The organism is Arthrobacter sp. S39 (assembly GCF_004320525.1).
Lineage (GTDB): Bacteria > Actinomycetota > Actinomycetes > Actinomycetales > Micrococcaceae > Arthrobacter.
In genome coordinates this window covers 259,258-279,198 of sequence record NZ_SIHX01000003.1, presented here as the reverse complement: position 1 = coordinate 279,198, position 19,941 = coordinate 259,258, and the positions used below count along the sequence as shown (strand labels likewise).

At 65.8% G+C, this 19,941-nt stretch carries 14 protein-coding genes and 1 pseudogene; 6 read left to right on the top strand and 9 right to left on the bottom strand.

Features of this window, described 5'->3' with window-relative positions; translation table 11 throughout:
• Positions 1–263: 263 nt before the first annotated feature.
• Genes EYS21_RS07755 through EYS21_RS07745 form a run of 3 tightly spaced genes read right to left on the bottom strand, consistent with a single transcriptional unit; the run spans position 264 to position 3,941 of the window.
• Positions 264–1,247, bottom strand: a complete 984-nt coding sequence (locus EYS21_RS07755; RefSeq protein WP_131132624.1) for a glycosyltransferase — start codon at positions 1,245–1,247, stop codon at positions 264–266.
• Positions 1,240–2,784: a lipopolysaccharide biosynthesis protein gene (locus EYS21_RS07750; protein ID WP_131132623.1), complete on the bottom strand. Its 1,545-nt coding sequence runs from the start codon at positions 2,782–2,784 to the stop codon at positions 1,240–1,242. Before EYS21_RS07750 ends, EYS21_RS07755 begins: the two co-directional genes overlap by 8 nt.
• Positions 2,781–3,941 carry a glycosyltransferase family 4 protein gene (locus tag EYS21_RS07745; RefSeq protein ID WP_131132622.1) on the bottom strand — a complete coding sequence of 387 codons (1,161 nt, stop codon included), beginning with the start codon at positions 3,939–3,941 and terminating at the stop codon, positions 2,781–2,783. Before EYS21_RS07745 ends, EYS21_RS07750 begins: the two co-directional genes overlap by 4 nt.
• Before the next feature lie 262 nt (positions 3,942–4,203).
• Here EYS21_RS07745 and EYS21_RS07740 point away from each other — a divergent pair, with 262 nt between their 5' ends.
• The 3 genes from EYS21_RS07740 to EYS21_RS07730 all read left to right on the top strand — a co-directional run bounded on the left by EYS21_RS07740 (position 4,204) and on the right by EYS21_RS07730 (position 8,594).
• Positions 4,204–5,712, top strand: coding sequence for a polysaccharide biosynthesis tyrosine autokinase (locus EYS21_RS07740; RefSeq protein ID WP_131132621.1), 1,509 nt, complete (start codon positions 4,204–4,206; stop codon positions 5,710–5,712).
• Positions 5,713–5,715: 3 nt separating this feature from the next.
• Complete coding sequence (locus EYS21_RS07735) at positions 5,716–7,026, top strand: hypothetical protein (RefSeq protein WP_165478277.1); 1,311 nt, start codon at positions 5,716–5,718, stop codon at positions 7,024–7,026.
• A 140-nt stretch (positions 7,027–7,166) separates the two neighbouring features.
• A complete protein-coding gene (locus EYS21_RS07730; RefSeq protein WP_131132619.1) occupies positions 7,167–8,594 on the top strand; it encodes a glycerophosphodiester phosphodiesterase family protein in 1,428 nt (475 codons plus the stop codon).
• A gap of 8 nt (positions 8,595–8,602) precedes the next feature.
• On the opposite strand, the gene EYS21_RS07725 is transcribed toward EYS21_RS07730, so the two are convergent.
• Positions 8,603–9,916 carry a UDP-glucose/GDP-mannose dehydrogenase family protein gene (locus tag EYS21_RS07725; protein ID WP_131132618.1) on the bottom strand — a complete coding sequence of 438 codons (1,314 nt, stop codon included), beginning with the start codon at positions 9,914–9,916 and terminating at the stop codon, positions 8,603–8,605.
• Positions 9,917–10,085: 169 nt separating this feature from the next.
• Between EYS21_RS07725 and EYS21_RS07720 the strand changes: the two are divergent.
• A pseudogene (locus EYS21_RS07720) lies at positions 10,086–11,644 on the top strand (IS1182 family transposase).
• A 179-nt stretch (positions 11,645–11,823) separates the two neighbouring features.
• Here EYS21_RS07720 and EYS21_RS07715 read toward each other — a convergent pair.
• The 3 genes from EYS21_RS07715 to EYS21_RS07705 are packed head-to-tail and all read right to left on the bottom strand — an operon-like array spanning position 11,824 to position 14,109.
• Positions 11,824–12,045, bottom strand: a complete 222-nt coding sequence (locus EYS21_RS07715; protein ID WP_131132617.1) for a hypothetical protein — start codon at positions 12,043–12,045, stop codon at positions 11,824–11,826.
• A gap of 4 nt (positions 12,046–12,049) precedes the next feature.
• Positions 12,050–12,547 (bottom strand): DUF2505 domain-containing protein, encoded by a 498-nt coding sequence (locus EYS21_RS07710; protein WP_131132616.1) that lies wholly within the window; start codon positions 12,545–12,547, stop codon positions 12,050–12,052.
• Between the two features lie 47 nt (positions 12,548–12,594).
• Positions 12,595–14,109: an SDR family oxidoreductase gene (locus tag EYS21_RS07705; RefSeq protein WP_131132615.1), complete on the bottom strand. Its 1,515-nt coding sequence runs from the start codon at positions 14,107–14,109 to the stop codon at positions 12,595–12,597.
• A 173-nt stretch (positions 14,110–14,282) separates the two neighbouring features.
• Here EYS21_RS07705 and mfd point away from each other — a divergent pair, with 173 nt between their 5' ends.
• The gene (mfd, locus tag EYS21_RS07700; protein WP_131132614.1) at positions 14,283–17,963 is read left to right on the top strand and encodes a transcription-repair coupling factor; all 3,681 of its coding nucleotides are present in this window, start codon (positions 14,283–14,285) and stop codon (positions 17,961–17,963) included.
• 6 nt (positions 17,964–17,969) lie between these two features.
• Entirely contained in the window at positions 17,970–18,791 is an 822-nt protein-coding gene (locus EYS21_RS07695) for a metal-dependent hydrolase (protein ID WP_131132613.1), read from the top strand.
• A gap of 70 nt (positions 18,792–18,861) precedes the next feature.
• On the opposite strand, the gene EYS21_RS07690 is transcribed toward EYS21_RS07695, so the two are convergent.
• Together EYS21_RS07690 and deoC are read right to left on the bottom strand one after the other, a co-directional pair.
• A complete protein-coding gene (locus EYS21_RS07690) occupies positions 18,862–19,107 on the bottom strand; it encodes a hypothetical protein (RefSeq protein WP_131132612.1) in 246 nt (81 codons plus the stop codon).
• A gap of 54 nt (positions 19,108–19,161) precedes the next feature.
• Complete coding sequence (deoC, locus tag EYS21_RS07685; RefSeq protein WP_131132870.1) at positions 19,162–19,887, bottom strand: deoxyribose-phosphate aldolase; 726 nt, start codon at positions 19,885–19,887, stop codon at positions 19,162–19,164.
• Between the last annotated feature and the right edge of the window lie 54 nt (positions 19,888–19,941).

Below are 19,941 nucleotides of genomic sequence, written 5' to 3'. Positions count from 1 at the left end.
TACCGAAGGCCTGAGACCTAGGCGTGGGTAAACCCGACGGCAACTGCAATGACTTTCCCGTTGGCATCCCCGACCACGGCTGATGGGTTTACCGTAGTAGAGTCTGGCGAATGTTGCAAAATGGTAACGGCGATTTTGGGTTAGATAACGGCCTCATTTGCCGGCGCAAGACCACTTCTCAGACGGCGACACGCCGACGAGATCCCAGGATAGGCGCGGTTTTCGTGAAATAGTTCGGACGCTTCAGAAGTTCGTGAAAAAAATCACTTGCGCCGGTACTCCTTGTAGACGTAACCAAACGCTCCGGACGCCATGCCCAAGCCCCTGGCCACAGTCCTCAATCCTCGTGCTTGATGAGCGGCCGACCGGGTAACGAGCCCTGCCGTGAGCTGAGCTGAGCCGCCCGCAAGGCGGACGACACCCGACGCCAGGGACGAGCCGCGGGCCGCCAGCCGGGGGCCTGCTTTTTGTTCCAGCTCCAGGCTGACCCGGGCGGCTGAATTGCCGCTGCGAAGTGCCCTGCGGAGGACCCAGTCCCTGGTCAGCCGTCCTGCCGGCACCCGGTCCACGACGACGGCTTCGTCGCACCACAGCATCGTGCCGCCGCGCTTCACCAGCTGGCGCGTGAACAGGGTATCCGAGCCACCGCTGAGGCCGAACCGTTCGTCGAACTCCAGCTTCAGGTCCCTGATCTGCGGCAGGTGCAGCAAGAGGTTGTTGGTGGCCGCAATGGTCAGGGGCGTTCCTGTTGCCAAGCGTCGGCGCTGGAAGAACCTGCCTGCACTGATCCAGGCATCTGGCTCATGTTCGTATTCGCTGATGACAGGGCCCACCACAGCCGCGGCTCCGCTGCTGCGTTGCAGGTCCAGAAGTTGGGCGAGCCAGCGCTCGGACGGTATCTCGTCGTCGTCAATGAACACGAGCAGATCCCTGGTCGACGACTCAGTGAGGGCCTTGTTGCGGGCAGCGGCAATCCCGGGTTTCGGCTCGTGGACGTAGGCGATGAGTCCGGGCGGAAGCGTGCGGGCAAAGTCCTCCACGGCGGTCCGGGCGCTGGCGGCAGGATCGTTGTCAATGACGAGGACCGTGGCATGAAGCTGATGGCCCCCGCCGATGGTGTCAAGGGACTGCGCCTGTGCTGCGAGCCTGGGGAGCGCAAGTTTCAGGTCTTCCGCCCGGCGGTAGGTCAGGACTGCAATGACAATCCCGCCCGGTCCCGGGCCGTCGAGTCCGTCATGCTCACTCATGCAATCCTCCATCTGGTTTGGACGTGGCTGGCTTTTTCCTGCCTACGAGCGAGGCGGCGTCACGCACATATGCCTTGAGCATCCGGCGATGGAAGAGCCACAGGATGGCCACCGCCGCAAGGAGAAATACGCCGAGGCCTGCGAATAACATACCTGCATCACCCAGGTCCGTGAGCGAGAGCAAGCCGTACCCCGCGGCACCCCATGCGGCAGCGTGGGCGCCGGGAAAGATAGTGCCAAGCTGTGACCTCGCCGTTACACCCGTCAGGGACTTTTGAATGCGGAGCAGGACCGGTGTCAGGACAAAGCCGGCGGCCGCGTAGCCCACCGCAACTCCCAAGAGACCGAACTGAAGTCCTATGATTATGCCGCCGACCTGAACCACGGCGGCCAGAATCTCGTACCGGATGATGAGCCGGCCCTGGCCAAGGCCCTTCATCAGGGAAGGCGTGATGTAAAAAACCGTTTCACGTGCTCCGCCGATGGCCAGCACGCTGACCAGCGCTGCTGCGGGCAGCCAGTCCTGCCCCAGTACGAGGTTCACCAGGATGGGCGCGGCACACGCCACGTAAACCATCAGGGGTATGGCGGAGATCGCCAGGATGCGTGTCGCAGCCACCAGCTTCCCGGCTACGAGTGCGGGGTCCTGCGCGGCGCGCGCGAAGGCGGGGAACATCACCCGGTTCACGGTCTGTCCGATGAGCTGTACGGGCATGACCAGGATCCGGTAGGCCATTCCGTAGAGGGACAGGGCAGCAACGCCCAGGAACCTTCCCACCAGGATGTTGTCCATGTTGCGGGAAAAATACGCGAGGCAGTCCGTGGCGAAAATACTGGAACTGAACTTGAGCAGCGGCACCACAGCGCGGAAGCTGAAATTCGGCAGCGGACCCTTACTGGCAACAACCAGCGCCACACCGCACACGACGTCAGTCACTACTACCTGGTACACCATTGCCCACGGTCCGGTGCCGGCAAATGCCGCGCCGATTCCGGCGGCGCTTCCGGCAGCTGCGGCGGCAATGTCTGCGGCGCCCACCCGGTGAAGCCGGAGTTCACGCGAAAGCATGGCCCGCGGCGTGATGGCAAGGGCTTTGACGGGGATGGCGAACGCGAGCAGCTGCAGGATGGGTTCCAGCTCGCTGACCCGAAAGAACGCAGCGACCCACGGCGCGGCGAACCAGGTTGCCGTGCCGAGCAGGCAGGCGATCAGGAGATTCAGGGTCACAGTGGCGCCGGCCACCCGGCGTGTTACCTCCGGCCTCTGGATCAACGCCGCGGACAGGCCCTGGTCCAGGACCAAAGCAACCAAGCTGATGTATACGGTGGCGCTGGCGATCACACCGTAGCTTTGAGGTCCCAGGATCCGAGCCAGGATTACCGCCGAGAGGATCTGGAACCCCTGCCGGGCAACGACGGCGCCGAAACTCCAGCGGACGCTTCTGGCCGTTTTTCCGGCCCCGGTGTCCACTTCGGGTTGTGTTGATGCCGGCGCAGCGGGCACCGGCGGCTGTGCACCCGGCATTTTCCGGGTCATGCCGGCCTGCCAGCGGCACGGGCAAGGTAGCCGGCCATCAGTGCGCCAAACCGCTCGGGGCTGTGCCGGGTGGCGGCTTTCCTGGCATCGGCCATCGCGGCGTCGCGGAATTGGGGCCAGTCCAGCGAGACGGACTTCAGGGCTGCCGCGAGGTCGGCGGAATTCCCGGGGGCCACAAACTGTGCTGACCCGTAACCGGCTGCCGCCTCCCGGAGGCCGGACGTATTGCTCACCACCACAGGGCGGGAGGCGAGCACCGCTTCCACCGCGGTGTTCCCGAAGGGCTCATCGAGCCGGGAAGGCACAACAACGACGTCGGATTCCGAAAGGAAGGGCCACACATCATTCTGGAAACCGTGGAAGGTCACGTGTCCCGAGGCGCCTGTTGCCTGGACTCTGTCCCGGAGACCGGCCTCATACGCCTCGTTGCCGGGAAACACCGACCCCACGATCGACAGGTGCGCCTCCACTCCCTGCTCCAGGAGCTGCAACAGTCCTTCCACCGCAACGTCCACTCCTTTGCGGTGGGAGAGCCGCCCGACATACAGGATCCGCAGCCCGCCGGCGAGCCCGGCCCTGGGCGGGCGGTCCGTAGGAGGTCCGGGCACGCCGTTACTCAACACCGTCGAGCGGCCACGAAGGATGCCCAGTGAGCGCTCCAGCGTGTCCATGCTGAATTTGCTGTTGGTCAGGATGTCGTCCGAGAACATGAGCGGTAGGGCCAACGCGGCCCTCACGAACCGGGGCGCGTTGGCTTCCGCTTCGTGGACATGGGTGACGACGGGCACGCCGCACAGCCGACCGGCCACCGTCCACAGGGGGACCGTGATGGTGTTGGCCAGGATAACGTCCGGGCGGGCTCCCCGGATGACCCCGACGCTGCGAAGCAGGCCATGTATTGCGACTCCGCCCAGCTTCAGCAGTCCAACCGGCGAGAGCATGCTCTTTCGCAGGACCGGAGTGGGACACAGGATGACGCGGGCGCCGCGGCGTACAAGTTCGGGAACGAGAGGGCCCGACGACGGCAGGGTAACCAGTACCCTTGCGCCGGAGCGCTCCAAGCCATCGATTGTTTCCAAGAGCACCCGGTCCGAACCATAGAGATCCGCACTGGGATGCGCCACCAGGACAGAAAGTGACTGACCAGCTTCATTCATTGGCGCCCCAAAGGTCCGTGGACGAGGCCGGGAACAGACCAGCCTCACCGGGGCCGGCACCGCCCAAACAAGGGGCGACTCCAACCTCCGTTGTCACCTTCGTCTGACCCGGATGAGGACAGACTACGGCCGCATGGACCGTTTGGCTAGGAACCGGGCTCCCCGGCCCGTGGAAGCCGGGGTCATCAGAGGAAAGCGGAATCCCAAAAAAGCTTCCACGGGGGTGTATTGCGTTCAATAATGGTGCGATAGTCAGGGGACTATGACGTACCGTGCTGCATTGCACGGCATTGAAGCCGCAATGGGGGTTCCTTTGGATCTGGCAGAGTATGTGCGGGCAATAGTCCGGGGCTGGTGGATAGTCCTTGTATGCGCTGCGGCCGGACTGGGCGGAGCGGCCTTCGTCACCTCCAACTCCACACCCATGTACCAGGGGATGGTTCGCTTCTACGTGGTGAGCCCTGCCGTCACCGGTCAGTCCGCCCTCCAGTCCTTGGAGCTTTCCCGCGGCAAGATGGCATCCTATGCAAGCTTGGTCAAGAGCGATGCGTTCATCGACAAGGTGGTGCAGGTCAGTGGAAACGGGCTGACCGCAGAGCAGACCACTGACAGCGTGAGTGCCTCCGCTGACAGTGAAACCCTGATGCTCACCGTGACCGTAACCCAGCCGGATTTTGATAAGGCCCGGGCTACGGTGACCGCCATCGCCGAAAACTTCGGTAGTGCCGTGAACGAACTTGAGTCCGGCCGCACACTCCCCGGCGGAGAGACGGTGCTGAACGTTGTCGCAGGCCCTGCCGTGCTTCCGGGACCGGTCTCGCCGCGGGTGCCGCTGAACTTGGGCTTGGGCATTCTGCTGGGCTTGGCAGCCGGCATCGTCATCACCGTTACCCGCCGCTTGATGGACAAATCGCTGCGGACGCCCGAAGAAGTTGAACTGGCCTCCGGGCTCCCGCTGCTCGCCCGTATTCCGTATAGCCACGCCGCCTCGGGCCGGGCCTCGCGGGTCCTTGAAAAGGAAGCCGGCTCACTGCTTGCCGAAGCGGCCAGACGGCTCCGCACAAACGTCGACCATCTGGCTTCGCTTCCTTCGGCCGAGGTCATCACCATCACGTCCGCAACGTCGGGAGAGGGAAAAACCACCACCGCGCTCATGCTGGCCAAAGCGTGGGCGGAAGCCGGAGAGCGGACCCTCCTCGTTGAGGCCCACCTCCGCATGCCCCGGCTGGCTGCAGACATTGGCCTGGGCAAGAGCACCGGCTTGTCCGATGTCCTCGCCGGACACCTGCCGCTGGATAGTGTCATCCAGCACACTTCGGTGGACGGCCTTCACACCGTGGTGGCGGGCACGGTGCCGGTCAATCCCACCGAACTGTTGCGCGGGCTGGCATTACATCGCGTCCTGGAGGAGATGCGCAAAAGGTACACCAGGGTAATAGTGGACGCCCCGGCTTTGCAGCCGCTCAGCGACGCGGCACTGATTGGCGCGGTGGTCGACGGCACGTTGGTTGTTGTCCGTCACGGTACTGTGTCGACCGAAGTACTCAAAGCCGCCCTGAAAAACCTCGAATCAGTCAATACGCAAGCCACGGGTGTAGTGATCAACGCACTCCCGGCGCGGCTTTCGGAAGGCCGCCGCAGATTCCTGCGTCGGGTGGTGACGGGGCTGGGGCGGCCCTTTCGCCCACGGTCCGGGCCACGACCAGCGGAGTGGGCGCCGATCGGCGGCTCCACGGGGCAGCCCGTAAAGCACGTGGCTCGCCGGAGGTAAACGGTGCAGCTGGTGCTCTGGATCGGACTGTGCGTGGCAGCGTCCATCCTTCTGCGTTCCCGGCCCAGGGTGCTGCTGGCGGCCGTGCTCACCCTTTGGTTCCTGGTCCCGGCAGTGGGAAACTCCGTGGTCACCGGTGAAGCCGGCGGTGCTTTGGGCTTCCACGCAGCGTCCTGGCTGGTGGTCTCGGTCCTGGCCGGGCAACTGCTTCACGATCCTTGGAGCATCAAGGACGCCCTGGCCCGCCACTTTTTTGTTTTCCTGGTCCTGGCTTTGGTGATCGTCGCGGCATTCCTTGCCTCAAGGACCTCGGAAGAGGGCGGGGGCATGCTGCTGCTGGTCGACCAGATCATGGCCCCGGTGCTGTTTTTCCTTCTCCTCATTGCCAACAGTGTCCGCCAGCCAGGCCTGGTCAAGATGCTGCGATCCCTCCTGCTTTTCCTTGTGGCAGTAGTCTGCGTCATCGCGGTGGCCCAATGGCTCAACGGTGACGCCCTGTTCTACGCCCCCGGATTCCGGAGCCAGTACTGGTTTAATCCGGAAACCCAGCGTTGGATGGGCACCCTGGACCAGCCCCTTGCCTTGTCGCTGGTGATCTGCGTGGCCGCACCCCTGGTTGCCGGGCTGAAACGCAATTCAGTCCAGGTGGTCCTCCTGGTGCTGATGATTGTCGGGGTGCTCATCACGCAGTCGAGGGTGGGTCTGGCTGCGGTGGGGGTGTCCGTTGTCCTGGTGGTGTTCTTCGCGGACCGCAAGGCCTGGGTCAAGGCGATCATGCTGGCCTTCCTTGGGGGCGTTGCAATAGTCGTCATTTCGTCGCCGCTGGTCGTAGGCGTTTCCGAACGGTTGGCCGATGACACCGGGTCCGCCGAGGCGCGCGCCCTGGCGCTGGAGTATTTCCTCACCCGCTGGGCTGACTACGCCGTGGCGGGCCAAGGAATCGGCTCCAGCTACCGCGTAGCTGTCCAGGCTGGCCTGGAGACGAGTTTTGAGAATCCGATCCTCATGTACAGCATCGACTTTGGCATCTTCTTTGCCGTCCTTTACTTCGGCCTGATGCTGGTTTTGCTGTTGCGGAACTCTGCGTGGCACGACTACCGGGGACTGACGTTCGCCGGCCTTCTCGCAGTCGTGATTCCGCAGACCTACAGCTCTCTCGCCACCCGTTCGGTTGCCGGGATCGTTGTCTGGACCATCCTGGCCATGGTGGTCATTGCGGGCGATGAAAACCGGGTACAACGGCGGATGAGGCGAGCGGAATTGGCCACCGTTGCGGGCCAGGCCAGGGCGCCGGCTGAGCCGGCAGCCCACTGATGCACGGGCAGCCAGTCTCTGAATCCGGGGCCAGGATCGGACGCCGCGGATTCCTCAGCCTTCTGGCCGCGGGCGCGGTCCTGAACGGCACTGGCTGCGCGCCGTGCCTTGAGGCCTCCACCGGGCTCAAGGCACGACCCATGCCAGCATCCGCGGCAGCGACGGAAGCTTCGGCGTCGTTCATCGCAGAAGGGGCTTTGGCCGCAGCGGGCGACGCCGGGCCGTTCACGATAGCGGGGCTGCTCGCTGCTCCGGGCTTCTTCGTGGCGCACAGGGGATCCGGGGACAACTGGCCGGAGCACACGATGCTTGCCTACACACAATCGGCCGCTGCCGGTCTGAAAGCGCTGGAAGTGTCCGTGTCGTCGACAGCGGATGGGGTGCTCGTGTGCCATCACGATCTCAACACCGAGCGGCTGACCGGGACGGACCTCACCATAGCCCGGGCCAGCTATGCGGCGCTGGAATCATTGCGCAACGATGCCCGCGCCTGGCTGGGCCCGGCAGCACCGCTGGAACCGATACCGCCGCTGGAGGATGTCCTCCGGACTTTCCTTCCGGCGCGGGTCATCTTCCTGGAAGACAAGCAGGGCACGAATGCCGACAAGATCCTGGAACTCCTGGAGTCGTATCCCGGGGCCCGGGAACGCGTGGTCTGGAAGCAGCCGGCTTCGTCACCGGGGCACGCCCTGGCCAGGGCCCGCGGCTACACCACCTGGGGCTATGTGACCACGCCGGACTTCCGCAACCTTGCCGCCCTGATGCCCAGGGTGGACCTGCTCGGCGTCCACAATTCGGCCCCGGATGACGTAGTGCGCGAACTCGTGGCCTCCGGCAAGCCAGTGGCCGCGTGGGAAGTCCGGCGCCGGAGTGACCATGCACGCCTCAAAGCGCTGGGCGTCCGTGGCTTCGTCTGCTCGAACGTGGTTCATGTCCTGCATCTTGAGGAACGGCGGTCTGAGGACGGCTTTGACACCGGGCTTCGGTACGCGGGTGACCTGCCCCTGCAGTCAGAAGGCGACTGGCAAGGACAGCCGGCATTCCAGCAGGGTGCGGTTCGAATCTCAAGCGATGAGCCGTCGTCGTACCTGATGGGTTCGATGGGCGGGCTGTCGGGCCCGCGCCTGGAGCTTGCTTTCGAAATGCGCTGGCCGGAGGGCCTGCCCGCCGGGACGGGCAGCGCCGGTGTGGCGTTTGGCCAGGACGATGATGCGCCGTACCGCCCGGGTTCAGCGGCTTCCGGCTACGAACTGGAGTTCGGTGCGGACGGCAGGATGACCCTCCGCCGGAAGGACGGGGCGGCGGGGGCCAGTGTGCTGGCTGCGGCCGAGGGCCCACCGCCGGCACCGGGGGAGTGGACGCGCCTGGTACTGTCTGTGACGCCTCGAATGGTCATCGCCCGGCGGCCGGACCAGCAAGCGGGTAGCATCGTCGAATCCGAGGATACAGCGTACGGCGGAGGGTGGTTTTCGTTCGTGAAGAATTACGGCGGCGGCCCTTCTGTCGAATTCCGGAATGTCACCTTCCAGGTGTCCGCAGCGGCGGACGTCTGCCCGCCGGCAGGCTGAGGCAGGGACTACGGCCGGCCCAGGCCCCGGTACGTCCAGCCCGCGGCTCGCCACTTCGCAGGATCCAGGACATTGCGGCCGTCGAGAATGCGGGGGACCCTAACGAGTGCCCTGGTGGCGTGGGGATCCAACTCCCGGTACAGCTTCCACTCCGTCAGGAGGAGGACGGCGTCCGCGCGGTCAAGGGCGGCATCGAGCTCGGGCTCCAGTGGGAGCTCCGGGAACCTTTTGGCGGCGTTATCCAACGCCTGGGGATCGGTGACCGTGACGACGGCGCCCTGGAGCTGGAGCTGCGCGGCGGCGCTCAGCGCGGGAGAATCCCTCACGTCGTCGCTCTCGGGTTTGAAGGCAGCGCCGAGGACGGCAATCCGCTGGCCAAGCAGGCTGCCTCCGCAAAGTTCCCGGGTCAGCTCGACAACCTTTGTCCGGCGCCTCATGTTGATGGCGTCCACTTCCCGCAGGAATGTCAGGGCCTGGTCAGCGCCGAGTTCTCCCGCCCGTGCCATGAAGGCACGGATATCCTTGGGCAGGCAGCCGCCACCGAACCCGATTCCGGCGTTCAGGAACTTGCGCCCGATTCTGTCATCCAAGCCGATCGCGTCGGCAAGCCGGGAGACGTCCGCCCCTGTGGCCTCACAGACCTCCGCCATGGCATTAATAAACGAGATCTTGGTGGCCAGGAAAGAGTTCGCTGCCGTCTTGACCAGTTCGGCTGTGGCATAGCCTGTGACGAGCCGCGGCGTACCGGTGGCCAATGCGGCGTCGTAGACGCGGTCCAGGACGGCCACGGCAGGGTGGTCTTCACTCCCATCAGGAACGCCATAAACAAACCGGTCAGGGCGCAGCGTGTCTGAGATGGCGTGGCCTTCCCTCAGAAACTCAGGATTCCACAGCAGGGTTGCCGCCGGCTGGCTCTCGGCGATGAGCTCGGCCAGGCGCTCTGCAGTGCCCACCGGGACCGTCGATTTCCCGGCAACCACATCCCCGGGGGACAAATACTCTGCCAGCCCAGCGACGGCGGCGTCCACATAACGCAGGTCGGCGGCATTTTCCCCGCGCTTCTGCGGTGTGCCTACACACACGAAGTGGACTTCACAGCCAGCTGCCGCTGCCATGTCCGTGGTGAACCGCAAACGTCCGGAGGCTTCCAGCTCCGTGAGGAGGGCATCGAGCTCGGGTTCGTAAAACGGTGCCCGCGCCTCGGCGAGCTGGGCGACTTTTTGTATGTCGACATCGATGCCCACCACGTCATGCCCCAGCTTGGCCATGCACGCCGCGTGGACAGCCCCCAAGTAGCCGCAGCCAATAACCGAGATCCGCACAGCTCCACCTTCCCTGTCCATCTGGTGTTCACAGGGTACGCGCTGGGAGCCGGATCGGAACAGGTGCCCAGGCGTCGGCAGGGGCAAGAAGGACTAGGAAACTGCTGAAATATCCGTTGGTTTAGGCGCGTCGGCTGGACTGGTGAGGCTGGTGATTAAGACTGGTCTTATGCAGGGACGCGAGGACGCGCAACGCGGGTATTTGGATGTGGAGGCACTGGCCGGGGAGTTGTTGGCTCCGGGCAGTGTCTTCGCTTTTCTGGCCAAGAACAGGGGGCGGTTGTTCCCGGATTCGATGATGGAGGATCTGTTCCCGTCGCGGCGGGGCCGGCCGTCGGTTCCGGCGCCGGTGATCGGTTCGGTGCTGGTGTTGCAGGCGTTACAGGGGCTCTCTGACCGGGAAACGGCCGAGGCTTTGACGTTTGATCTGCGGTGGAAGGCCGCGTGCGGCTATGGACTGACCGATACGGCGTTCCATCCGAGCACGCTGACGTACTGGCGACGGCGGCTGGCGGCATCGAAGAACCCGCACCGGATCATGGAAGCGATCGCCGAGGTTATCGCCGAGACCGGGGTCCTGCAGGGCAAGCGCCGCCGGGCGGTGGATTCAACGGTCCTTGATGACGCCGTCGCCCGACAGGACACGATCACGCAGCTGATCGCCGCGGTCCGCCGCTTCGGCCGCGACGTTCCCGGCGGACAGGAGATGGTCGCCACCCACGCGAGGGGGTATGACTACACCCGAACCGGCAAACCGGACATCGCCTGGGATGACCAGGACGCCAAAGACGGGCTGATCTCGGCGCTGGTCACCGACGCCCTGGCCCTGCTCGCCGCGGTCGATCCCGAAACTTTGGAGGGTAAACCCGCTGATGCCTATGCGCTGCTGGCCTTGGTTGCCGGGCAGGACGTGGAACCGGCTGAGGACTCGGACGGGACCGACGGGCGGTGGCGGATTGCCCGGAAGGTCGCCCCGGACCGGATGATCTCCACCGTGGACCCGGACACCCGGCACGCGCATAAGACCCAGTCCCGGCAGCAGGACGGATTCAAGGCGCACATTGTCATCGAGCCTGACACCGGGCTGATCACCGCCGGTGAGCTGACGAAGGCCTCCGGTCCGGAGAACAGTGACGGGGCCGTTGGTGCCCGGCTGATCGGCAGGATCCCACGATCGCCGGCACCAGCGTGGATGTCCTGGCCGATTCGGCCTATGGTTCCGGGGAGATGCTCGCCGCTCTCGCCGGCACCGGCCATACCCCGGTGATCAAACCATGGCCGCTGCGCCCTGCCGTCGAAGGCGGATTCACCCTCGATGACTTCACCGTCGATGAGGCCGCAGGCACCGTGACCTGCCCGCACGGCATCACTAAGACCATCTCCCCTAAACGCACTGTCACGTTCGGCACCTCCTGCACGGGCTGCCCCCTCCGGGCCCGGTGCACCAGCGCGGCGCGGGGACGCAAGCTCGATCTCCACGAACACGACGCGTTACTGCGCGAACAGCGCCAACGCGCCGCAGATCCGTCCTTCAGGAACGACTACCGCACGCACCGGCCGATGGTCGAACGGTCCATAGCCTGGCTCACCCGCGGCAACCGACGCGTTCGGCACCGCGGCATCCGCCGGAATAACGCCTGGTTGCAACTGAGGATCGCGGGACTGAACCTGCGACGCCTGCTCAACCTCGGACTGACCAGGAACGCGGGATCATGGGCGCTGGGATAACCCGCCCGCCCGGACCCCGGCCCAAGAAAACCACTGGAAGACGCCCCCTAACAGGGGCACAATGAAACCAAGCGGGCGGAACGACCCCGTTATCGCACCCACGGGTGCTAACCAGAACGCCGCTAGACGGCCATTGGTGGCGTTCCGCCCGCCCCAAAATCACTTAGTTCAGCAGCCTCCTAGCCGAGCAGTGCCATAACCCCGATCACGGCAGTGGCAGCTCCCAGCACCATGGAGATGCTCACGAGCACGAGATGGACCGTCAGGAACTTCGTGGCCTTGCCTGCAGCGTCCCGCGCCCGGGGATCCTTCATCACCCGGCGCAGGAACTGCGGCCAGACCGCCAGCGACCAGACGCCGGCGATAACCAGCACAATGGCCGCAAACACGGGCAGTTGCATTGCCTTAGTGGCTTTCCAGCCAGGCCTGGGCCTGCTGTGACTGGATGTTCAGGGCCTTGGCCACCATGGGCTCAGCCGCGTCGGCGATCTTGCCGCCCAGGAACGGAACCGAGGAGGTGACGTTTCCTTCCAGCTCCACGCGGGTGCTGCCGCCCTCCGCAACGAGCCGCTGGACAGCCGTCACGTCAAGGGGAGCGCCGGCAATCTTCAGCGTGATGTTGCTCTGGCGGGACCCGTCGGCGGCAGGGGCGTCCCAGTTCTCGACCTGGGTGACCGTGAGCTTGTCACCCACGAACTTGCGGGCAATCTCCGGCAGCCGGGTGGTGGGCAGCGTGCGGACCGACGTGGTGCTGAAGGCGCCGGCAGTGTCGCCGTCCACCGCGAACGACTCCAAAGTGCCGCCAACGAATTCACTGGTGTGCCGCTGGAAGTCCTCGTTGATGAAAACTGCAGCTACGGTGTCGACGGCGTGCGGAAGGGTGGTGGTTGCACTCAGTGCCATGGGTCCTCCAGGGATGTGGGGTCAGAACGCTTTTTGCTCCCCACATCCTACGGGGTCCGCGGCGCCTCTTCCGCACTGGCAAGTTTCTGTGCGGCGGCTGTGATATTGCGCGACATCGCCGGAAATATAAGGCTGTGGAAGGGCAGAACGGCCAGCCAGTAGAGCCTTCCGCTGAGGCCCTTGGGGAAGAAAATGGCCCGCTGCCGGTAGCGGCTGCCCGTGCCGTCCGGCTCGACGGACAGCTCCAGCCACGCGCGTCCGGGAGCCCGCATCTCGGCGCGCAGTCGCAGCAGTTTCCCGCGCTCAATCCGTTCCACGCGCCACCAGTCCACCACTTCGCCGGAGGCCAGGTTGCCGGGGTGCCGGCGTCCCCGCAGGAGCCCGGCGCCGCCCGTGAGCTTGTCCAGCCAGCCCCGCACCTGCCATGCGAGCGGCAGCGAATACCAGCCGTTCCGGCCGCCGATGCCTTCAATGATGGTCCACACGTGGGCAGGGTCGACGTCCCCATGGAACGTCCGTTCGTCCATAAAGACCGTGTGGCCCGCCCAGTCCGGATCACTGGGCAGGGGATCGGCGTCGGCTCCGGCGTTCGCCCAGGTGGTCTCCACCTGGCCGTCACGCTCCTTGCCCAGGGCCAGTGCCACCGCCCGCCGGTAGGGAGTCAGGCCGCCCTCAGGGGCGGGAATGACGGAATCGATGTCGTGCTCCCGGGACACGGCGTCGTGCTGCAGAGACTGGACGAGCGGCAGCGACATGGACAACGGAATGGGAGTGGTGAGGGCCACCCACATGCCGGCGAGCTTGGGGGCCGGGATGGGCAGGGCGAGCACCAGGCGGTGCGGCAGTCCGGCTTCGGCGGCGTACTGCTTCATCATGCCCGCGTAACTGAGCACCTGCCGGCAGCCGATGTCGAAGGTGCGGTTGATTGGCCCCTGCAGGGAGGCGGCGCCCACCAGGTAGTACAACACGTCCCGGACGGCGATGGCTTCGATCCTGTTGCGGACCCAGCTCGGCGCGGGCATCAGCGGGAGGGCTTCGGACAGGTGCCGGATCATTTCGAACGAGGCGGATCCGGAACCGATCACCACACCGGCCTGGAAGACCACTGCGTCTACGGGGCTGTCCAGGAACACCTTTCCCACGGCCTCCCGGGAGCGCATGTGGGTGGACAGCTCCACGTTGGACGGGTGCAGGCCGCCCAGGTAGACGATCCGGTGAACCCCTGCGCCGGCGGCCGCCCGGGCGGCAGTTTCGGCCATGGCCTTTTCCTTGGACTCGAAACCGGCCCCGGCAGCCATGGAATGGACCAGGTAGTACAGCACGTCAACGCCGGCCAGCGCAGCCTCCAGCGCGTCGCCGTCGTCCAGGCTGCTCTGGACCACTTCGACGTCACCGAGCCACGGCACACCTGCGATCTTGGCCGGTGTCCGGACCAGGACCTTCACGGTGTGGCCGGCCTCCAGGAGCCGGGGCACCAGGCGGCCGCCGATGTAGCCGGTGGCGCCGGTCACCAGGACAGTTTTGGCTGCGCCGGGCTGGGGTGTCTCGGTTGTGCCGGTCATTTTGACTCCTTCTTGTCATACTGCGATTCGGAGCGGCGGGTGTTCGGACGGCCCTGGTCCTGAAAGCCTAATCTCCCCTGCCGCGGGGGTAGGCTGGGATGACCCGGGATTCGAAGCGAATTTCGGGCTTTCGTGTTGGCTGCGATCCGTTGAACACCACAGGAGTTTCTGCCATGAGCCCGAGCGCCTCCCGCACCGGTACCTCCCATCCCGGCCCGTCGCTTGACGGACTGCGCCGTGTCCTGGCCGGGGACCAGACCTTCGCCCGGGTCCAGGCAGAGGCAGCCAGGGGATTCGACGTCCGTGGCCAGGACTACCAGATCAGCGCGCCGGCAGGCCTGCGTGCGGTCCTGCTGGCAGAGATGGCGGACGGCCTGGCCGCCACCGGCGCCGGGGAAGGAACAGCCGACGGCGGGATCCCGGCGGTGGTGCTGGCCGTCACGGCGACGGGACGCGAAGCGGAGGACCTGACGGCAGCCCTGCGCGCCTACCTCCCCGCCGATGCGGTGGCTGAGTTCCCCAGCTGGGAAACCCTGCCGCATGAGCGGCTCTCTCCGCGTTCGGACACTGTAGGCCGCAGGCTTTCGGTCCTGCGCCGGCTGGCGCATCCGGAGACGTCGACGGCGGGTCCGCTGCGCGTGGTGGTGGCGCCGGTGCGCGCCGTGGTCCAGCCCATCGTGGCCGGGTTGGGTGAACTGGTTCCGGTTACCCTGACGGTGGGCCAGGACATCCCGTTCTCCGACGTTGTCCGGCGGCTCGCCGACGCCGCCTACGCGAGGGTGGACATGGTGACCCACCGTGGCGAGTTTGCCGTCCGCGGCGGAATCATCGACGTCTTCCCGCCCACGGAGGACCATCCCATCCGGGTGGAGTTCTTCGGCGACGAAGTGGACCAGATGCGCTGGTTCGCCGTCGCAGACCAGCGCTCGCTGTCCTCACCGGGCCTGCACCATCCCACCGTCCTGCACGCCCCGCCCTGTCGCGAAATCCTGATCACGCCCTCGGTGATGTCACGGGCGGCCACCCTGAAACCGCAGCTGCCCGCCGCCGCGGACATGCTGGAGAAGATCGCCGGCGGCATCGCCGTCGAAGGCATGGAATCCCTGGCGCCGGTGCTCGTGGACGCGATGGTCCCGTTCGTGGACCAGCTGCCCGCCGGCTCCATCTCCGTGGTCATCGAACCGGAAAAGGTCCGCACCCGCGCCCACGACCTCGCCGCCACGAACGAGGAATTCCTGGAAGCGGCATGGTCCACGGCGTCCGACGGCGGAACCGCGCCCCTGGATCTGACCTCGCAGGCGTCGGCCGCCCTGCACTCCGCCAGCTTCCGCTCGCTGGCCGAGACCCGCAGCTCCGCCTTGGAGCACAGCGTCTCCTGGTGGTCCATCACCTCTCTGGCTACCGATGAGGAACTGCTTCCGGAGATCGACGTCCTGAACCTCCACGCCCGGGAACCGCGCGGCTACCAGGGCGATGTGGCCGAAATGATGGACTTCATCGGCTCGCACGTCCGGGACCAGTGGCGCATCGTGGTGGCCACCGAAGGGCCGGGGCCGGCGCAGCGCCTGGCGGAACTGTTCCATGACGCCGACATCCCCTGCGCCAGGGTGGACACCCTGGACCAGGAACCCCAGGCAGGCATCATCGAGGTGACCACTGCCGCCGTCGGACGCGGTTTTGTCCTGGACAGCCTCAAACTGGGGCTGCTCACCGAAGCGGACCTGCTGGGACGCACCTCGGCGGGCTCCACCAAGGACATGCGGCGCATGCCATCCAAGCGGCGGAACGCCGTGGACCCGCTGCAGCTGGTCAACGGCGATTCCGTGGTGCACGAACAGCACGGCATTGGCCGCTTCATTGAACTCATCCAGCGGAAAGTGGCCGGCGGCGGGGACGGCGTCCGCGAATATCTGGTCCTGGAATACGCCCCGTCCAAGCGCGGCGCTCCCGGGGACCGGCTGTTTGTCCCCACCGACCAGCTGGACCAGGTGACCCGATACGTCGGCGGCGACACCCCCGTGCTCAGCAAGATGGGCGGTTCCGACTGGGCCAGCACCAAGTCCAAGGCACGCAAGGCCGTCAAGGAGATCGCCGGCGAACTCATCCGGCTCTACTCCGCACGGATGGCGTCAAAGGGCCACGCCTTCGGGCCGGACACCCCGTGGCAGCGTGAGCTGGAAGAGGCCTTCCCGTACGTGGAGACGCCGGACCAGCTGACCACCATCAACGAGGTCAAGGCGGACATGGAGCGCGAGATCCCCATGGACCGCCTGGTGTCCGGCGACGTGGGCTACGGCAAGACCGAGATCGCCGTGCGGGCCGCGTTCAAGGCGGTCCAGGATGGGAAACAGGTGGCGATCCTGGTGCCCACCACCCTGCTGGCCCAGCAGCACTACGAAACGTTCACCGAACGCTTCTCCGGTTTCCCCCTGCGGGTCAAGGCCCTGTCGCGCTTCCAGGGGACCAAGGAAACCAAGGAGACCGTGGAGGGCGTCAAGAGTGGCTCCGTCGACGTTGTTATCGGCACCCACCGCCTGCTGTCCAAGGACTTCGCGTTCAAGGACCTGGGCCTGGTGATCGTGGACGAGGAGCAGCGCTTCGGTGTGGAGCACAAGGAGGCGCTGAAGAAGATGCGCACCAACGTGGACGTCCTGGCCATGAGCGCCACGCCGATCCCGAGGACCCTGGAGATGTCGCTGACCGGCATCCGGGAAACCTCCACGCTGGCCACGCCGCCGGAGGAACGCCACCCGGTGCTCACCTACGTGGGCCCGTACACGGACAAGCAGACCTCCGCGGCCATCCGCCGCGAGCTGATGCGCGAAGGACAGGTGTTCCTGGTGCACAACCGGGTGTCCACCATCGAACGGACGGCCGCGAAGGTCCGGGAACTTGTGCCGGAGGCGCGGGTCGAGGTGGCGCACGGGCAGATGTCCGAAAGCCGGCTGGAACAGATCATTGTGGACTTCTGGGAGAAGCGCTTCGACGTGCTGGTGTGCACCACCATCATCGAAACCGGCCTGGACATCTCCAACGCCAACACCCTGATTGTGGACGGCGCCGACAAATACGGACTCTCCCAGCTGCACCAGCTCCGTGGCCGGGTGGGCCGCGGCCGTGAACGCGCCTACGCGTACTTCCTGTACCCGTCGGAGAAGCCGCTGGGCGAGGTGGCGCTGGAGCGGCTCAAGGCCGTGGCCACGCACAACGAGCTCGGTGCCGGCATGCAGCTGGCCATGAAGGACCTCGAAATCCGCGGCGCCGGCAACCTGCTGGGCGGCGAGCAGTCGGGCCACATCCAGGGTGTGGGCTTCGACCTGTACATCCGCCTCGTGGGCGAGGCTGTGGCCGACTACCGGGGCGATGCCGAGGAAAAGGCCGCCGAAATGAAGATCGAGCTGCCGGTGAACGCCCACCTGCCGCACGACTACGTCCCGGGGGAGCGGCTGCGCCTGGAGGCCTACCGCAAGCTGGCCTCCGCCGTCACCAACGAAGCCATCGAAGAAGTCCACGCCGAGCTCGTGGATCGGTACGGGGAATCCCCGCTGCCGGTCCAGAACCTGATCGCCGTGGCCCGCTTCCGGGTGGGCGCCCGCGAGGCCGGGCTCTCCGACGTCGCCCTGCAGGGGAACTTCATCAAGTTCTCGCCGGCGCAACTGCCGGAGTCCAAAGTGATGCGCCTGGCCAGGATGTACCCCGGATCGCAGCCCAAGCCTGCCCTGGATGCCGTCCTTATTCCGAAGCCGAAGACCGCCAGGATCGGTGGCCGGGACCTGCAGGACGCCGAAATCCTGGAATGGGCCAACGGCGTCATCCGGAACATTTTCTCCGACGCACCGCTGGCGGTGGGATAGACCTTGATGGGAGGACATCACGCCGCGTCGGGAGCCGCGGCGTGGGTAGCTATTGCCTCGACCGGGCCGTACACCCTGGGCTGGTATCCGCTGGATGCCACCGGCATCCTGATCGGCGGCATGGCGACGGCGGGAACAGCGCTGGTGTGCGACTGGGACCACCGCCACAGCACGGTGGCCAATTCCCTGCCGCCGCTGTCCAACGTGATTGCCGTGGGGATTGAGAACGCCAGCGGCGGGCACCGGCAGGGCACCCATTCGGTGCTGGGCGCGGCCTTCTTTGTGCTGCTGGCCATGGTGGCCGGGCAGTTCCAGCTGCAGACCGACTGGGGCCTGCTGTCCGTCGGCGCCGGCCTGCTGTGCATGTTCATGATCAACATCGCGGCCAAGGCGCTGAAGCTGTTCCCCAAGTCCGGCTTCATCAGCAACTGGGTGTTCGCCCTGACCATGGCCGGACTGGTTACCTGGTTCGCGCCGGAGCAGTGGACCTGGTTGCCCGTGTCCATGCTGACCGGGGTGGTGGTCCACATCGTGGGGGACATGATCACCACCGGAGGCGTCCCGCTGCTGTGGCCGATCGTCATCAAACCGCCCAGGTTCCTGCGGAAGATGCCCGTGATCAACGATGTCTGGAAAGCCAACGGAGCCTTTTCGCTGCCGTTGCTGGGCCGCGCCGGCTCCCGGCGGGAGTGGCTGGTGCTCATCCCGGTGAGCGCGTACGCCATGGTGGGCATGTGCGTAGCGGCCTGGGCTTTGGCGAAGGCGCACTTCCCGGCCGCCATGTCACTGGGAACGGGCCTGTTCAGCCGGCTCTTCGGGGCAGCCTGACACGGATCCGCTTAAATGGCTGGGGCCCCGGAAAAATCCGGGGCCCCAGCCATTGCGTTTGAGCGGGTGCTTAGTGCTCGCCGGCGGAATCGGAACGGCCGGTGATGGTCTGCGGGATCCAGAACGCCAGGGCAAAAAGGCCCAGGCAGACGGCCATCGGCCACGGGTTGCCGAGCGTCAGGAACGACAGCGAGTAGATGGCGCCAAGGAAGAGTGCCATCATGACAGCAAACAGGACGATGCTGGTGACGAGGCTGTTCTCGTTTTCCGGCGTCTGGACAGTGGTGACGCCGGACGCTGTGGTCTTGCTGGACATTCATTCCTCCTCGGCCCCGCGGGGCTCAAAATTATGGCGGCTTCCGGATCCGGATCAGTAGCCGGATGAACCCTGTTCACCCTTGACGATCGCAATTCCGGAGCTGGCACCAATACGTGTTGCACCTGCAGCAATCATAGCCTGAGCGTCGGCCAGGGACCGTACGCCGCCGGATGCCTTGACGCCCAGATCAGGGCCTACGGTCCGGCGCATCAGCGCGATATCCTCTGCCGTGGCGCCGCCGCCATTGAAGCCGGTGGAGGTCTTCACGAAGTCGGCTCCGGCTTCCACCGCGGCCTCGCAGGCGAGGACCTTCCGGGCGTCGTCCAGGAGGGCCGTCTCGATAATGACCTTCAGGATGGCGCCGCTGGCGTGCACCGCCTCCGCGACGGCGGTGATGTCCTCAACGAGGGCGCCCTTGTCGCCGGCGCGGGCTGCGGCGATGTTGATGACCATGTCGACCTCGTCGGCACCGTCCAGGACCGCTCCGCGGGCCTCGAACGTCTTGACGTCGGTGGGCGTGGCTCCCAGCGGGAAGCCCACCACCGAGCAGGTCAGGACGCCGGATCCCTTGAGCGCTTTTTTGACCGTCTTCACCCAGACGGGGTTGACGCAGACGGATTTGAACCGGTACTCGGCGGCTTCGGCGCAGACCTTGAGGATGTCCGCCTCGCTGGCCTCGGGCTTGAGCAGGGTGTGGTCAATGAAGGAAGCGATGTTGCCCGGTGCCTGCTGCGTGCCGGTGGACGGCTGCGCGGCGGGAGTGGCTTCGTTGCTCATCATGATGGTCCTTTCCGGGGGCCTTGTGGGCCGCAAATGCCACGGTGTGGCTCT

Excerpts from the sequence above, each read along its gene's own strand:
- EYS21_RS07755 (WP_131132624.1), bottom strand. The coding sequence starts at position 1,247 with ATGAGTGAGCATGACGGACTCGACGGCCCGGGACCGGGCGGGATTGTC.
- EYS21_RS07750 (WP_131132623.1), bottom strand. The coding sequence starts at position 2,784 with ATGACCCGGAAAATGCCGGGTGCACAGCCGCCGGTGCCCGCTGCGCCG.
- EYS21_RS07745 (WP_131132622.1), bottom strand. The coding sequence starts at position 3,941 with ATGAATGAAGCTGGTCAGTCACTTTCTGTCCTGGTGGCGCATCCCAGT.
- EYS21_RS07740 (WP_131132621.1), top strand. The coding sequence starts at position 4,204 with ATGACGTACCGTGCTGCATTGCACGGCATTGAAGCCGCAATGGGGGTT.
- EYS21_RS07730 (WP_131132619.1), top strand. The coding sequence starts at position 7,167 with ATGCCAGCATCCGCGGCAGCGACGGAAGCTTCGGCGTCGTTCATCGCA.
- EYS21_RS07715 (WP_131132617.1), bottom strand. The coding sequence starts at position 12,045 with ATGCAACTGCCCGTGTTTGCGGCCATTGTGCTGGTTATCGCCGGCGTC.
- EYS21_RS07710 (WP_131132616.1), bottom strand. The coding sequence starts at position 12,547 with ATGGCACTGAGTGCAACCACCACCCTTCCGCACGCCGTCGACACCGTA.
- EYS21_RS07705 (WP_131132615.1), bottom strand. The coding sequence starts at position 14,109 with ATGACCGGCACAACCGAGACACCCCAGCCCGGCGCAGCCAAAACTGTC.
- mfd (WP_131132614.1), top strand. The coding sequence starts at position 14,283 with ATGAGCCCGAGCGCCTCCCGCACCGGTACCTCCCATCCCGGCCCGTCG.
- EYS21_RS07695 (WP_131132613.1), top strand. The coding sequence starts at position 17,970 with ATGGGAGGACATCACGCCGCGTCGGGAGCCGCGGCGTGGGTAGCTATT.
- EYS21_RS07690 (WP_131132612.1), bottom strand. The coding sequence starts at position 19,107 with ATGTCCAGCAAGACCACAGCGTCCGGCGTCACCACTGTCCAGACGCCG.
- deoC (WP_131132870.1), bottom strand. The coding sequence starts at position 19,887 with ATGAGCAACGAAGCCACTCCCGCCGCGCAGCCGTCCACCGGCACGCAG.